Source organism: Bartonella sp. AC62GZZY (assembly GCF_042196525.1).
Lineage (GTDB): Bacteria > Pseudomonadota > Alphaproteobacteria > Rhizobiales > Rhizobiaceae > Bartonella.
The window spans coordinates 66,267-80,907 of sequence record NZ_JBHIQN010000007.1 but is presented as its reverse complement, the minus strand read 5'-3'; the positions used below and the strand labels follow the sequence as shown (position 1 = coordinate 80,907).

The following is a 14,641-nucleotide window of genomic DNA, read 5'->3' as shown; positions in this document are numbered from 1 at the left end:
GATGATACCCTTGACCCAAACGCCCCACCCAATGCATACGACGAAGGCAAAGGCGTTATCCATATGGATGAGGAAGATAGATAAACAAAGCTATTTTATGATGATAAAAAGAAATCCAATTTTTATTTTACTATTCCTAAAAATACAGCCAAACAGCGTTCAATTTCTACCATTTTATCTGCATGAATGGAGCCGAAAGCTGGACTAACTTTTTCACATCTTACCGTCATAATCTTATCAATCATGACTTGCGAAGGTTTTTGCAAACCATTTTTAGCGTTTGGCTGAATCGTAATGCGGAGTAATGGCGCATCAACAAGTGTACTAGTAATGGGTAAAACCGTTACACTTGTATGCTCACTGAATTGATTAGCTTGAATGATTAACGCAGGTCTTGGTTTACCAAAATCGCCTTGCATAGCTATTGTGACGAGAGATCCACGCATTATTCTGTCCAGCCATCAACATCCATTAAAGATTGATCCATCAACAACTGCATAGATGTATCTGTTTTATCCATTTTTGCGACTAAGCGACATTGGCGTCGGCACTCTTCTGCAAAGTTCGGTTGGCGAGTATCTGGTACCCAAATTTGCATTAAACGCAAACCTGCTTTTCTTTGTGCGTTGCGATGTTTTTGAACGCGTTCATTGACGTGCATTGTAGCCATAACAAAATCTCCATTATGTTTCATGTAACGTATAACATAGAAAAAAGTTACATGAAACACTACTTTTAATAAAACGCAATAATTACAATTTTAATCTATCAATCTGCCCCACCTTTTGTGGGGCTTTTTTATAGGAGCAATACATGAGAATAATATCACCAGAAGGGTTAGCACTGATTAAACAATGGGAAGGTTTACGTCTCAATGCCTATAAAGATGCCATTGGAGTGTGGACCATTGGTTATGGACATACAAACAATGCTGGAAAACCTTTTATTTACGAAGGCATGACCATCACGGAAAAGCAAGCAGAAGAACTTCTTTGCCAAGACTTAAGAAAATTTGAAAATGTCGTTGAACGCGCTGTTACAGTTTCATTAACCGATGAACAATTCGCGGCATTAGTCTCCTTTTGCTATAATGTAGGAACAGGAGCCTTTTGTAACTCGACACTGTTAAAAAAGCTCAATCAAGGTGAATATGAAGCAATCCCAACCGAATTACAGAAATGGACCAAAGCCGGTGGTAAACGCTTGCAAGGTCTTGTACATCGGCGTGCAGCAGAAGCAGGCTTATGGGCGAAAGGTGCTTTTGTTTCCTCTAACTACCAAACCGTAGAAACGCAAGCACCAACGGGTGTTTTCAAAGCAGAAGCCCTTGCACCAGTCGTTGGTTCTTTTTCTGGGCTTGGAGGCTTATTAGCAGGCAATGGTCCAGTGCAATGAGCGCTCGCCACTATCATGGTTTTAGCCGCAGGTGCTGGTATTTTCTTTGTTGATAAACGCTTTCAGGAGCATCGTCTATGATCTTATGGATGAAAAGAAATCTGATGCTAACAGGCGCGGCTTTAGCCGCTTTTTTATTGCCTTAGCAAGAGCCTTTACTCTTGGGAAAAAAACAGAACAACAAAAGCAAACAGAAAAAGCTTTAAAAGCAGCCACAACCCGTCTTGAGGTGGAAAGTGAAGTTAACAAAAAAGTGAAGCTGATGTGCGTGCTGCTCTCTCTGACTGGTTGCGCAACAAATAAATATGCTTCTTTTTGTGTTGGTTGGTTACCTATTTATTTAAGCCGGCAAGATCTGAACACCATTAGCTCAAACTTAGTAAGAGAGATCTTAAAGCACAATAATCTAGGTGAACGCTTGTGTGGATGGAAACATGATTAGAAAAAAAATCCAAAAAACACACAGAGCTTACAGAAGCAGAAAAAGAAATGCTTCAATAAATCATCATCACCTATCAAAGTGTGAAAATGATGCTCGTTTGATGAAGTGGATAGCATTCATCCTCTTTTTGCTTATCCTTGATTTTTCACTTATTATGGATGCGATAGACAATATCTTTGCACATTATAAAACAGTGGCTAACCAAAAACTGAAAGCTTTACCCCCTCCCCGCTTTTAAAGCAAGGAAAGAGAGATTATATCGTAATCTATCCGCTAATCGCTTAAGTGTTTCTTAGACATCTGACGCGACAATAGACATAACAATTATCAAGCCCCTCCAGATATAAAAGACGCCCATTGTTCTAAGAGGACACGGCGCTATTCTAAAAAATCCGTCCGCATGTAAGCCTTTGTCACAGAATTCCCAACTGAATACGCAAGAACAGATTCTGCAACTTCAAATGGTGTTGACGTTGTCTCTGCTATACAGTCCCACAGAATCGATCTGAAACCATGAAGTCTATAATTAAAACCTTTGTCTTTCATAAATTTAGAAAGTGCTACATCAAATATAGGCTTTCCAAAACTCTCAACAAATAAAAAACCATTTTTTTGCTTTTTCAATAATAACAAGCGCTTCAGCTGTAAGCGGGACATGAAAATCAGAAACCTTTCCAACAATTCTCTTCATATTTTCTTTTAGGATAATCCATATTGGTCCATAAATCTCTTCTGATCGAATATGCCTGATTGGCATAAAACAAAAAACCGTCAAAATAAGAATTTTTAAGGCTAGATGTGATACAAGCTCATCATTTTAAGATTGAAAAAACTTAGACATTTCTTTCCATAGCATTGCTGGAATATTTTGGGTATTTTGAATAACTTTCCTAATAAAGCTTTTGCTTTTGGTATCAATTGCATATCCACATCTATACCAAGTGCCGCCGCATGTTTTATAGCTATATTCAAGCGGGATAGAGCTTTACTTGCTGTTTCGTTTTTTATCTTCCAAATGGGAGAAATGCATCCTTTTATATCAATTTGCGTCAGTTCAATGATTAGCGTATCACCAAGTTTAAGAAAAACATGTAACTCAAGAGGTGTTAACCAGCTTGCTGCTTTTCCTTGATTTTTCAATTCGTTTTTTTCGCTTCAAAAGTACTAGAGGCATTTTCTCGTAAAGAAATACCCACCTGCCCGACGCAAATTTTCTTTTTTTTTCGCCGAATTGGATCAATTCTTTGATCTAAAAGATCACGACAGGCTAAAGCTTTGAACAGTGCTTCTTTTAAAGATACATTGCGACAAGAGCCTAATCCCATTTCTCATCGTCTTTTATTGAGGTCAAACCTAAAAACCCATCATCCTTGATCTGGTGTAGTTTTGATAAGCCATAAACCAGCTCTGTCAGCATATTTGCCTTTAGATAGATTTTTACAGATAAGACAGACAGTCTATCACGTGTTTTTATTCTGCAAACCACCTTTTGAATTGCGCTTGGAGCACTTTCATCTGGTGCCAAGATTATATATAAAAAGCAATTTAATAAAAAAATAAAAACAATTAATTATTAAATAGAAAAAAGATAAACTGCGCTATCAGGTGATATTATAGAGAATTCTAAGGAAAAAAAAATTGGTGCACAAACGTGCACGCCGTCCACATCACTCTATATGAATTTTCTTTATTTTCTCATTACTTAGATAGTAAAAACTCTCTTTAAGTTTACTGTTTGCAATTCTATAACGATACTATGAATATGATAACTGTAATAATATGAAAGACGAAGCAATCCTTCTTGGCTAACAAATGTTTCAACCACACCTCGTAAACTAAAAATTTTTTATTCTTAACAGTTAAGAATCTGAGTAACTCTTCCTTACCTCCTCATCCTCACTTAAAGTCAATGCTCCCTTTTTTCACCATAAAATAGTGTTTACAATGCATACAATTTAAAAAAATAAAGACCCTATCAAAGAGATAGGACCTTTTAAATTTAAGCTCCTTTATCCTATAAAACTAGAATTTGTAAGCTATTCCTGCGCGAAAATCATTCGTCTTATACTTAACTTCAATCTCGTCTTTAAATTTCTTTTTACCAAAATCTGAGTAACGATATTCCGCACGTAAAACAAGATTATCTGTCATTGCAAAATCAACACCACCACCCAGAGTGTAACCAATCATCATTTTTGTAGCATCCGATGTCCTGTTAAAAAGCTCAGATCCCGTAATGACTGTCGACAAAACATCTTGAAATTGTCCATAAGCGACACCACCAGCAATATAAGGCATCACACGATGAGCAGAAAACCCAACACGCACCCTTGTGGCTCCAGTCCATTTTTGTTTAAAAGTATGATTAAAAGTTAAGCTATTCTTTTCTTCTGTAGTCTCTGTACCAGAGCGAGAAAAGCTAGACCCCCGCCCTTTGTCAAACTGTGCCCTTTTATAACTTTCTTTCTTTTTACCATTTTCTTCAGTACCAGCATCAGTTCCAGTACCAGTATCAGTTCCTTCAGGACTCGAACCACCAGCACTCGATTCATCTGCATGAAATCTTGTTTTTGTGTCTTTTTTTTCCGTTAAAATGATATCCGTATCAATCCCCATAATAAAATTATTACCGAGATCAAAATTAACACCCGCATAAAAACCACCTATAAACCCAGAAAGATCTGGCATATGCTGTTTCTCGATGGGTATCCATGATTTACTTTTACTCTCCTCATCAGGATAGAGAGGAATATCAACATAAGGCGTTTTTGCAGAAATTTTACTTGAAAAGCCTCCAACTTGCCCCCCAAAATAAAAACCTGACCAAGAAAAAAGTGAAGAAGAAGCAACTTCTGAAGCAACATGTACAGACTCTTCAGGAACTACGACATCTGCAGCCTGTACTATAGAAGATGAAACCAAATAAAAAACAGATGCTGTTATAAATTTTGTATTCATAAAATTATACCCCATTGCTAAATTTAAATATAATTAAAAATCACATTTAGAAAAACAAAGTTTTATAAAATTTTATACCAAAAAACCGCATGCACTCCTTTACATTTACATTTAAATATACCACTACTAAATACATCATTACATCAAAATTGAATTTTATCAAATAAATTTTAATAACTATTAAAACAGTATAATAATGAATACTTTAAATGACAAATCTTTAATAAAAATGTCTATTATATTTTTAAAAATGAGAAAATATAACACATTTTTTATCCAAATTACCGCATAAAAAATCATAAAATAGAATATTTCAAAGCATTTTTTCATGAAAAAATTCTGAAATGATGTAATTATTGTTAGCACATTGATATTTAATTAAAAATATTATAAATATAAAATAGTATAAAAATACCTCTATATGCTTACATATAAGTAGATTCTATGTATATAAAAAACTACATCTATCTTACACTGAAATCATACTACTACTTTTAAAGTATGAGATTATTAACAGGTGAAATATCGTTATCTTTCTAGAGATTATCTCAAAAAAGTCCTCAATCACTTTATTTAAAAATTGCTCTTCCCCTACTGATTTCTATATTATCATCTGCTTTTATTGCAAAACGGTCTTTATTAGGAAAAGTTATAAAACATCCTTTCATACAAATTGTAATTGTTTGATGCGTATTTAAAGAAATTTTTAAAGGTACACTTCCTTCAACAATAATGAGAGAGTGTATCTTTAAATCAGTATTTTTCACTGTTGCAGCAAAAGCTGTTATGGTAAAAATACTTAATAGAATAACTGTAGTAAAAATATAAGTATATTTCAGCATTCTAAGATTCCTTCCTCAGCAAAACGCTTATATAGGCTAAATCGAAGAGCATTGGTTACATGAGAAGATGAGGTAATATTAGGCACATAAATAGCCAAATTAAAGGAAAAACTCTTACGATCAAATGCTGTAAAACTCACCTGTGGGATAGGATTTTTTAAAACGCCTTCTGTCGTAGAAGCAATCTCTAATAAAATTTCAGCAACATGCTCTGGAGCAACCTTAGATGATACAGTAACTGGTACATCAATTCGTCCTACTTTATTACGTCGTGTCCAATTACTAACGTTGTTATTAATAAGGCTTGAATTGGGAATAATAATCGTCTTACGCTGAATGGTCTCAAGTTCCGTTGCACGCACACTAATACGCTTAACAACGCCCCCTACTGATCCAGATTCTATATAGTCTCCTATTTTAAATGGTCTTCCAACTAAAATAATAAGTCCAGAGACAAAGTTTTGGACAATATTCTGTAAACCAAAACCTATACCAAGTGAAAGTCCTCCAGCAATAAGAGCGAAATTTCTAAGATCCAAACCTGCCATTGATAATCCGGTCAAAGCAGATACAACAACGCCTCCATAACTTATCACTGTTTTGATAGAATTACGTATACCAGAATCGAACTCTCCATGAACCAACACCACATTATCTAACCAACCAATAAATCTTCGAATAAGAAACCAGCAAACACAAAAAGAAATAATTCCTGTTACAAGAGAAATCAAAGAAAGACTAATATTTCCAATCTGAAAACCGGTAACCAACTGCCACAAAACTGCTTTTAAATCAGAATAGGAAAATCCAAACTGTACAGCAATGGGCATTGCACAAAATATAACAACAAATAAATTGAGAAAAACGCCCACAAAAATTCCCAATTGATTCATTGTTTTTTCTTCTAAATGAAACCTCTGCATCAAAAGATGACCAACCGTTGTTTTCATAAATTGGTCTTTAGTTCCAAGTGCTTGAGCACTTTGTATTCCTAAATACATGAGAACTAAAAATGCTCCATCAATCATAATTTGCTGCGTAATAAAACGCGCAAGTCCAACATAACCTAAAAAATTCAATACAAAGAGCAGTAACCCCAAGCCAATAAGAGGAATGCGTATATAAAATGGCCAAAAGTATGGCTCTTTTTTTTCTTCTTGAACACGCCTAGGTCTAAACCGCAAAGGTACAAATGATATTATAAATAGCAAAATCGCTACAAGAAAAACAGCAATAAAACTTTTAGCAATTGTCAAAGATAGAGGCGCTGAAATGATTTGATAAATACTATCAAGAACAGCGTCAAATGCCAAAATACCCCCTAAAGAAGTGAGTAAAATCACTAATTGATAAGCAGACGATGGTGCAATACTGAGAAGACGCACATGGGGCCGATTCGATGATAGAAGAACAACAGCTAATCGATTGATTAAAAATAATAAAATAATTTGACAACCTATCATATCAAAAACTGTTGTAAGCTTACCTGGATCTAAGTTAAAACTACGAAACAAAAACAACACAAGGTAAACGCAAAGAATACAGATAAGTGAAGGTAAAAGAACTGAAATAAAGGCGATCAATAAGCGTTGTAAATAAGATATTTCCTCATTAGACTTCGTAAAGTGGCAATACACATGAACAAGAACTTTTTGAGAAAAATACGAAAGTCCTAAAGTAATAAAAAGTGGAATTAAAAAGCAAAGAACTAGTTGTAAAAACTTGAAGTAAAATATAAAATTCCACCAAGAATTTAACAAAACAAGAAAATCTGATGAAGCCTCTTTTGTTTTTTGGGCGAGATGTTTAACCATCGGAATCGAAAACTCAAGCCTATACGTAAGCGTGCGTTTAAAAAGCTCCCGAGATTGAGAAATAGAAAGTTCCGCTATTCTATTTGCCGCTAAGAAAATTGCTTCAAAACGAAGCATGATACTGTTAATTTTAGCTTTTTGCTCTATCAAATAGGAATATTCCTTCACTGAGCTTTTCAGTTTTTTTATGTCACGATGGAGCTCCATTAATTGATCAAGAAGTGTATTAATCTCATTAAGAGGAGGACGCAAAACAAATGCTGCCTCAATAGCACGTTCACTGATATCTTGTGCACGTAACCGTAATTCTTCTAAAGCACGCTCATCTTCTGGCTTTCTGTCAAAATCTCTTTTTAAAGTTTCAGTATTTTCTTCAAGAGTCTCAATAATCAACTGTTGTTGTTTAATAATTTCATCAACTGAATAAGAAGCTATCGTTTGTTCGACAATTGTATTTTGTGCCCCCCTATTCCCCCATGCACCAGAATTAAATACAAAGATAATCCCCAAAAGAAGGAAAAGTATGAGGATGCTTTTTCTACAAAATGAATACATATCTACCTTATTAACACAAAAGGGATTTTATTTTTCTTTTTTAAATATGGTATAAAGTAGATATTTTCAACTTTTATAGAATAATCTTATAAAAGCTTTCCCTTATCCTATAATACTGATAATAAGATAAAAGAATGATAAATAAGCTGAACTCAATAAGATTAAAGAAGGCACTCTAGCATGTTTTTTTTGCACCTTTATTGCAAAAAAGAAGATTTTCTTCCTTTGACAACCTGGATTTTTCTATCCAGTTTAGGTGTATTCTTGACGAACAACCTAGAAACGCGTGCTTATTTAATCAAACAATCGCACACCAATAATGTCATTAAAACGAATAGATTTGATTTACATCATAAGTGTGATCAGGTGAATGTTACCACAACTGAAAACAAAAAACTTGTAACACTCCATACAGAATCTATTTTTATCAGGACCTTTCAAAAAATCCTAACATTGGATTTCTTTTTAATAAAGATTCCAGCTGTTGACACACGATTTCGTAACGTTAAAACACAATATTTCTCAAATAAACGCGCTCCTCCCAATGAACACACTTAATTCTCTTCCTTGAATATAAAAACGATCATCTTATTTTAATTGTGCTTTTAACTTTGAATAACTGTTAGATTGCCTATTTACGGAATATATCATGCGTACACCTGGTTGGTTAACTACCCTTTATTGTTTTATTCTTTTAAGCAGCATTTATGTTGCCTTACCCAATTTATTTTCACACGAACAAGTTAACAACTCGAAATTTTTACCCAATACCCGTGTGGCACTTGGTCTTGATCTTCAAGGAGGCTCTTCTCTTCTGCTCGAGGTTGATAGCAAAACGTTGAAACGCGATCAATTACACATCGTTTTAAGCAATGTGCGCAATGTATTGCGTGAAAAACAAATCCGCACCTCAAGTGTGCGTATCGTTGAAGATAGCGTTATTGCCCTTATTTCTGACCCATCGCAAACTGAAAAAGCAGTCTCTGCTTTGAAAACATTAATAACCCCCATACACAGTAGCTTTGGCACAACAGAACATAACATCACGATCAGTACTCAAAATGAAACTCTCCGCGTCACATTAACAGAAGCTGGTATAAAAGACCGTATAAGCAATGCTATTGAACAAAGCTTAGAAATCATCCGGCGCCGTATAGATCAAGTTGGTGTTTCAGAACCAGCCATCCAAAAGGTCGGAAATGACCGTATTATGGTCCAATTGCCTGGACTACAAGATCCAAAACAATTACGTGATCTTTTAGGAACAACTGCCAAAATGAGTTTTCATCTTGTTCCTTCTAACGTGGATCCCAATAATCCACCGATAGGTGTTTCAATTCTTCCTGGATATACTGATGAAACGCAACGCTATGCAATTTATGATCAAATTGCTTTAGATGGAAATGTCCTGAAAGATGCCCGTGCTGGTTTTGATCCACAATTGCCAGGACGTTCTATGATTTCATTTACTCTAGATTCGGCTGGTGCAAAAATATTTGCCGATATAACACGACAAAATATTAACCGTCCTTTTGCCATTGTTCTTGATAATAAGGTTTTAACCGCTCCTACCATCAATAGTGTTATTCCCAATGGACAAGGTCAAATTACAGGAAACTTTGACCCCAAAGAAGCCTCAACTCTGGCTGCTCTGCTCCGCGCTGGTTCCCTCCCCGCACCACTCACCGTCATTGAAGAAAGAACCGTAGGTCCAAATCTTGGCGCTGATGCCATCCAAATGGGGCTTTATACCGGCATAATTGGCTTTATTCTCGTTGCAATTTTTATTTTTCTTCTCTACCGCATTTGGGGACTCATTGCGAATATAGCACTAGCCCTCCATACGATTTTAACATTTGCTGCACTAAGTCTCCTTGGAGCTACGCTTACGCTGCCCGGTATTGCTGGTATTATCTTAGGCATCGGTATAGCCGTTGATGCCAATATTCTCATCAATGAACGTATTCGCGAAGAAAGTCGAAAAGGCGTGAGTGCTTTTGCAGCTCTAGATCGTGGATTTAAACAAGCTTTTGCAACCATTGTTGATGCAAATGTTACAGCCATTATAGCCACTGTTTTACTATTTTGGTTTGGCACAGGCCCAGTTCGTGGTTTTGCTGTAACAATGTTGCTTGGTATTATCATCTCCATGTTTACAAATATCACCATTGTGCGCATCATCATGATTTGGATCGTTCGTAAATGGAAAATTAAAAAACTGCATATTCATTCTGCTTTCAACATCATGCCACAAAACACAACTTTCCACTTTATGAAAGCACGTTTCATTGGTATTGGCGTCTCAATTGTTTTATCAATAGCTTCAGTTTTTCTCTTTTTTAAGCCTGGCTTAAATTTCGGAATTGATTTCATTGGCGGCAGCCAAATGAGTATTACCACGAAAGGACCAGCAGATCTAGCAACCCTGCGTTCCAAGCTTTCTACTCTTAATATTGGTGAAGTTACCTTGCAAAATATTGATAACGAAAATACCGTATTAATTCGCATGCAGAAACAAAGCGGTGGCGAAGCACAACAAACCACCGCCATTGATAAGGTCAAAACAGCTGTACAAAATATCTATCCCGATACCACATTCGATCAAATAGAAGTTGTTGGTCCAAAAATTTCAGGCGAGCTTGCCACAGCTGCTTTTACTGCTGTTATTCTTGCGGCTATTGCCATGTCTCTCTATATATGGTTACGCTTTGAGTGGTTCTTTGCCATTGGAGCCATTGTCACACTCATTCTAGACACCACAAAAATGATTGGCTTTTTTGCTTTATTTCAATTTGATTTTAATTTAACAGCCATTGCTGCGCTCTTAACAATTGTTGGATATTCTATAAATGATAAAGTTGTCGTCTATGATAGGATGCGCGAAAATATGCGTCTTTTTAAAAAAATGCCGTTGCGTGAGCTGATTGATCTGTCAATTAATCAGGTTCTTGTACGTTGTTTTTTTACATCAGCCACAACAATTCTTGCGATGCTCCCCATGGCGATATGGGGTGGAAGTGCTGTTCATAATTTTGCATTACCCATGGTCTTTGGGATTATTATTGCAACATCATCCTCTATCTTTATTGCTGCTCCTATTTTGCTCCTGCTAGGAAATTGGTGGCGTGAGCGAAATAATCGTGCAAATATCAAAGTGAAATAAAAATGCCCTTTAATGCGTATGGTACATCTCGCCTCTCTTCTCATAGAAATATAGTCGTTTTCATTCATTCGCTTTTTGATCAAGAGTAGTAAATAATCCATGCTCCACGACACACCACTTATCACAACTATTGTTGCAGGCTTATGTTTAGCATTTCTCTTGGGAATGATTGCTAGCCGTTTACGTATTTCACCCCTTGTAGGCTATTTGTTAGCTGGTGTTATTGTGGGACCCAATACAGGCGGATTTAAAATAGATTCCGTCATCATTAATCAACTTGCTGAAATTGGTATTATTTTGTTGATGTTTGGTGTTGGGCTCCACTTTTCATTAAAAGACCTTTTATCTGTCAAAGCTATTGCTGTCCCCGCTGCTATTGCACAAATGGCATTTTCTACTTTTCTAGGTTTGTGCCTTGGTCTGATTATGGGATGGGGCTTTAGTGGTAGTTTGATCTTCGGTCTTGCTTTATCCATAGCAAGTACCGTTATCCTGCTACGTGCTTTGCAAGAGCGTCATCTTATTGAAACAGAAAAAGGACGCATTGCCGTTGGATGGTTGATTATTGAGGATTTAGCAATGGTCCTTATACTTGTCCTCATCCCTTCCTTGGCAAGTGCCCTCAGCAATACAAAAAAAGAAGCGTTGGATCCTCTTGTTCAATGGTTAGATTTAAGTATTTGGGGTATTTTTGGTCTCACCATCCTGAAAGTGATTGTATTTATCGCACTTATGCTTGTCATTGGGCGACGCGTTATCCCATGGCTTTTAAAAATGAGCGCACAATCGGGATCACGTGAATTATTTCGTCTTAGCGTCTTTGCTATTGCATTAGGAGTAGCTTTCGGAGCCGCTCATTTATTTGGAGTTTCTCTTTCTCTTGGTGCTTTTTTTGCTGGTATGGTCATGAGCGAATCAGAATTAAGCCACCGTGCTGCGGAAGAATCTTTACCACTGCGCGATGCTTTTTCTGTTCTCTTTTTTGTTTCTGTAGGTATGTTATTTGACCCAGAGAAACTCTTGACTCATTTTTTCCCACTCTTAGCAACCTTATTCATTATCGTAATCGGAAAATCTGCTGTTACCTTTTTCATCGTTAAGGCTTTTCGCTATTCTAATGCAACAGCTTTGACTATTTCTGCAAGCCTTGCCCAAATCGGAGAATTTTCCTTTATCCTTGCTGGTTTAAGTTTAAGCTTAGGACTTTTAAACAATGACGCTCATGATTTAATTCTTGGAGGAGCAATTTTTTCTATTTTGCTCAACCCTCTTGTTTTCATTGCCTGTAATAAAATTAAAAAACGTCTAGAAAAAAATTCTGTATCCTCACAAAATACCCAAACAATTATTGATATTGATCCACAAGATCCTGACCAAGATTTTTTACCGATGACCTTAAAAAATAACCATATCGTAATTATTGGCTATGGTCGTATCGGTAAGTATGTTGCATTATCTTTAATGAATAGAGGTGAACCTATAGTGATCGTAGAAGAATCAAAACGCCTCTCTGATAAAGCGATTGCAGATGGCTTTGAGGCTATTTGTGGCAATATCATTCAACAAGAAATAATAAACGCAGCAAATATAAATAATGCACATAAAGTTGTTATTACAATGCGAAGTACCATTGAAGTAGGAGAATGTATCGTGAATATCCGTGATATGAAGAAAGATATCCAGATAATCACACATGCATTATCCGATACAGAAACAACATATCTCATTGATTTAGGTGCTGATGTTGTAGTAACAGATGATGAAGAAATTGCCAATGGCATTATAGAGTATATAACAGAACGAAGATCTGTAAGGAATATGCTCAATCATGAAAATTTACAGAAAACATAAAATGGATACAGAATCGTGAAAATAAAGCAATTTATATGGCCATTGATTGGTATCTTAGCAATGCTGGTATCTATTCGAATTCTTTACATGAAGCTCTCTGCCATTTCATTTGGAGATGTATTGGAGCGTTTGAACAATTTAAATGCACAGCACTGGTTATTAGCCTGTTTATGTTCTCTCCTAGCTTATGCTGCTCTTGCTGGATATGATCGAATTGCCTTGCAACATCTAGGCCATAAAATTTCTTGGATTTTTATCGCTATATGTTCATTTACAACCTACGCTCTTTCACACAATATCGGTGCTTCAGTTTTTTCTGGTGCTGTTGTACGCTATCGCGCCTATAAAATGAAAGGATTAAACGGAACAGAAATCGCAATATTAGTAGGTTTTTGCTCTTTTACTTTTGTAATCGGCACAATCTTGCTTTTGGGAATCGTTTTGGTGCTGCAACCCGAAATTATCACCCTCATTCATAAAGAACTTCCTGAATGGCTCGGAACAACGGCTGGAGCAATTTTACTCAGCTGTATAGCACTTTATACGTTTGGCAGCTGGCTTCAGTTAAAACCCTTACGCTTGGGTAAGAAAATTCAACTTTCCTATCCACGGCTGAAAATTGTTATTCAACAGCTTCTCATTAGCCCTCTAGAGCTTTTAGGAGCAGCAGGAATTATATATGCTGTTCTCCCACATAACGCAGATATTCATTTTATCTCTGTTCTTGGTGTTTTTCTAGCATCTTTTACGATAACTCTTCTCTCTAATGCTCCAGCAGGAGGAGTAGGAGTTCTTGAAGCTCTCTTCATAACAGGCATGCCCAATATAAATCCAACTGATGTTATTGCAGCGCTTATTGTCTTTAGAATGTTTTATTTGATTATACCGCTCATCCTTTCATTATTTGTGGTCGTCATTTTTGAGGCGCGACAATATTGGAAAAGAGCCCCCAAAACACCACCGGAATAAATAAAAGGCTATCAATGACTTCTTTTTTGTGTACCTATAAAAGAACAAAACACCATCGTGTTGCCAGTTTACATATCTTTTTTAAGAAACCTCTCTCAACGCTCTTCTCCATTACACAACAATACCCGTAAATGGTATAATAGTAAAGCTATTGTTGCACCATCAACTTTATACTTAATAAAAGATCAAGCCTGCACCATTATACTATTTTTCCAATGTTATGATAACTTTTAGCACTTAAGAACATTAATAAGAATTATTTTTATGCCTTTCTTCAATAGTCTTTATCCACACGTTAATCCCATTTATAATCCCATTTATGATGCACAAATGAATGATTTTAATTAATTTATTATAAGAGGGATTGAAACAAAAGAAGTTTATGATAGTAAATTTTTTTCAAACAAAGAATAATCAATTCTTTATAAATCAATATATTATAATGAATCTAAGTAGCTTTCTTAATATTTATACTTTTAGAGGTTTAGCTAACGGAAAGGCAGCATAGCGTAAACACACAGCTTAATATTTTAAAACTTTAAGCCTCATTAAAGTTTATTGTCTTTCGGTTAACAGGTATTAGCTTTAAACAATTAAACTGATATAATTTTATTCCTTGTATGTCCAGCTAAATACTTCATTTTATCTTTAT

The 14,641-nt window shown here is 35.8% G+C and carries 12 protein-coding genes and 3 pseudogenes; 7 read left to right on the top strand and 8 right to left on the bottom strand.

What is annotated here, in order from left to right:
• Positions 1 to 122: 122 nt before the first annotated feature.
• Together ACFIML_RS05995 and ACFIML_RS05990 are read right to left on the bottom strand one after the other, a co-directional pair.
• Entirely contained in the window at positions 123 to 446 is a 324-nt protein-coding gene (locus ACFIML_RS05995) for a type II toxin-antitoxin system PemK/MazF family toxin (protein ID WP_375609602.1), read from the bottom strand.
• The gene (locus ACFIML_RS05990; RefSeq protein WP_019224016.1) at positions 446 to 670 is read right to left on the bottom strand and encodes an antitoxin MazE family protein; all 225 of its coding nucleotides are present in this window, start codon (positions 668 to 670) and stop codon (positions 446 to 448) included. The genes ACFIML_RS05995 and ACFIML_RS05990 overlap by 1 nt, the downstream gene beginning before the upstream one ends.
• Positions 671 to 813: 143 nt before the next feature.
• Between ACFIML_RS05990 and ACFIML_RS05985 the strand changes: the two are divergent.
• From ACFIML_RS05985 to ACFIML_RS05975, 3 pseudogenes are all read left to right on the top strand, one after another.
• Positions 814 to 1,476: pseudogene (locus ACFIML_RS05985) on the top strand (lysozyme).
• Positions 1,473 to 1,698, top strand: a pseudogene (locus tag ACFIML_RS05980) (hypothetical protein). Before ACFIML_RS05985 ends, ACFIML_RS05980 begins: the two co-directional pseudogenes overlap by 4 nt.
• Positions 1,699 to 1,829: 131 nt before the next feature.
• Positions 1,830 to 2,049, top strand: a pseudogene (locus ACFIML_RS05975) (hypothetical protein).
• Positions 2,050 to 2,215: 166 nt separating this feature from the next.
• Here the strand turns inward: ACFIML_RS05975 and ACFIML_RS05970 are convergent.
• The 6 genes from ACFIML_RS05970 to ACFIML_RS05945 all read right to left on the bottom strand — a co-directional run bounded on the left by ACFIML_RS05970 (position 2,216) and on the right by ACFIML_RS05945 (position 8,006).
• Positions 2,216 to 2,494, bottom strand: a complete 279-nt coding sequence (locus tag ACFIML_RS05970; RefSeq protein ID WP_375687622.1) for a hypothetical protein — start codon at positions 2,492 to 2,494, stop codon at positions 2,216 to 2,218.
• A gap of 135 nt (positions 2,495 to 2,629) precedes the next feature.
• Positions 2,630 to 2,977 carry a phage integrase central domain-containing protein gene (locus ACFIML_RS05965; RefSeq protein WP_375687620.1) on the bottom strand — a complete coding sequence of 116 codons (348 nt, stop codon included), beginning with the start codon at positions 2,975 to 2,977 and terminating at the stop codon, positions 2,630 to 2,632.
• Entirely contained in the window at positions 2,974 to 3,162 is a 189-nt protein-coding gene (locus tag ACFIML_RS05960; RefSeq protein WP_375687618.1) for a hypothetical protein, read from the bottom strand. The genes ACFIML_RS05965 and ACFIML_RS05960 overlap by 4 nt, the downstream gene beginning before the upstream one ends.
• A gap of 697 nt (positions 3,163 to 3,859) precedes the next feature.
• A complete protein-coding gene (locus ACFIML_RS05955; protein ID WP_375687616.1) occupies positions 3,860 to 4,795 on the bottom strand; it encodes an outer membrane protein in 936 nt (311 codons plus the stop codon).
• Positions 4,796 to 5,364: 569 nt separating this feature from the next.
• The gene (locus tag ACFIML_RS05950; RefSeq protein WP_375607180.1) at positions 5,365 to 5,637 is read right to left on the bottom strand and encodes a hypothetical protein; all 273 of its coding nucleotides are present in this window, start codon (positions 5,635 to 5,637) and stop codon (positions 5,365 to 5,367) included.
• Positions 5,631 to 8,006 carry a mechanosensitive ion channel domain-containing protein gene (locus ACFIML_RS05945; RefSeq protein WP_375687614.1) on the bottom strand — a complete coding sequence of 792 codons (2,376 nt, stop codon included), beginning with the start codon at positions 8,004 to 8,006 and terminating at the stop codon, positions 5,631 to 5,633. Before ACFIML_RS05945 ends, ACFIML_RS05950 begins: the two co-directional genes overlap by 7 nt.
• Positions 8,007 to 8,186: 180 nt before the next feature.
• On the opposite strand from ACFIML_RS05945, the gene ACFIML_RS05940 reads away from it, so the two are divergent.
• From ACFIML_RS05940 to ACFIML_RS05925, 4 genes are all read left to right on the top strand, one after another.
• Complete coding sequence (locus ACFIML_RS05940) at positions 8,187 to 8,564, top strand: hypothetical protein (RefSeq protein WP_375610650.1); 378 nt, start codon at positions 8,187 to 8,189, stop codon at positions 8,562 to 8,564.
• A gap of 91 nt (positions 8,565 to 8,655) precedes the next feature.
• Positions 8,656 to 11,169: a protein translocase subunit SecD gene (gene secD / locus ACFIML_RS05935; protein ID WP_375687612.1), complete on the top strand. Its 2,514-nt coding sequence runs from the start codon at positions 8,656 to 8,658 to the stop codon at positions 11,167 to 11,169.
• A 99-nt stretch (positions 11,170 to 11,268) separates the two neighbouring features.
• Entirely contained in the window at positions 11,269 to 13,020 is a 1,752-nt protein-coding gene (gene ybaL, locus ACFIML_RS05930) for a YbaL family putative K(+) efflux transporter (protein ID WP_375607184.1), read from the top strand.
• 15 nt (positions 13,021 to 13,035) lie between these two features.
• Positions 13,036 to 13,989 (top strand): YbhN family protein, encoded by a 954-nt coding sequence (locus ACFIML_RS05925; RefSeq protein ID WP_375607185.1) that lies wholly within the window; start codon positions 13,036 to 13,038, stop codon positions 13,987 to 13,989.
• Positions 13,990 to 14,641 lie beyond the last annotated feature (652 nt).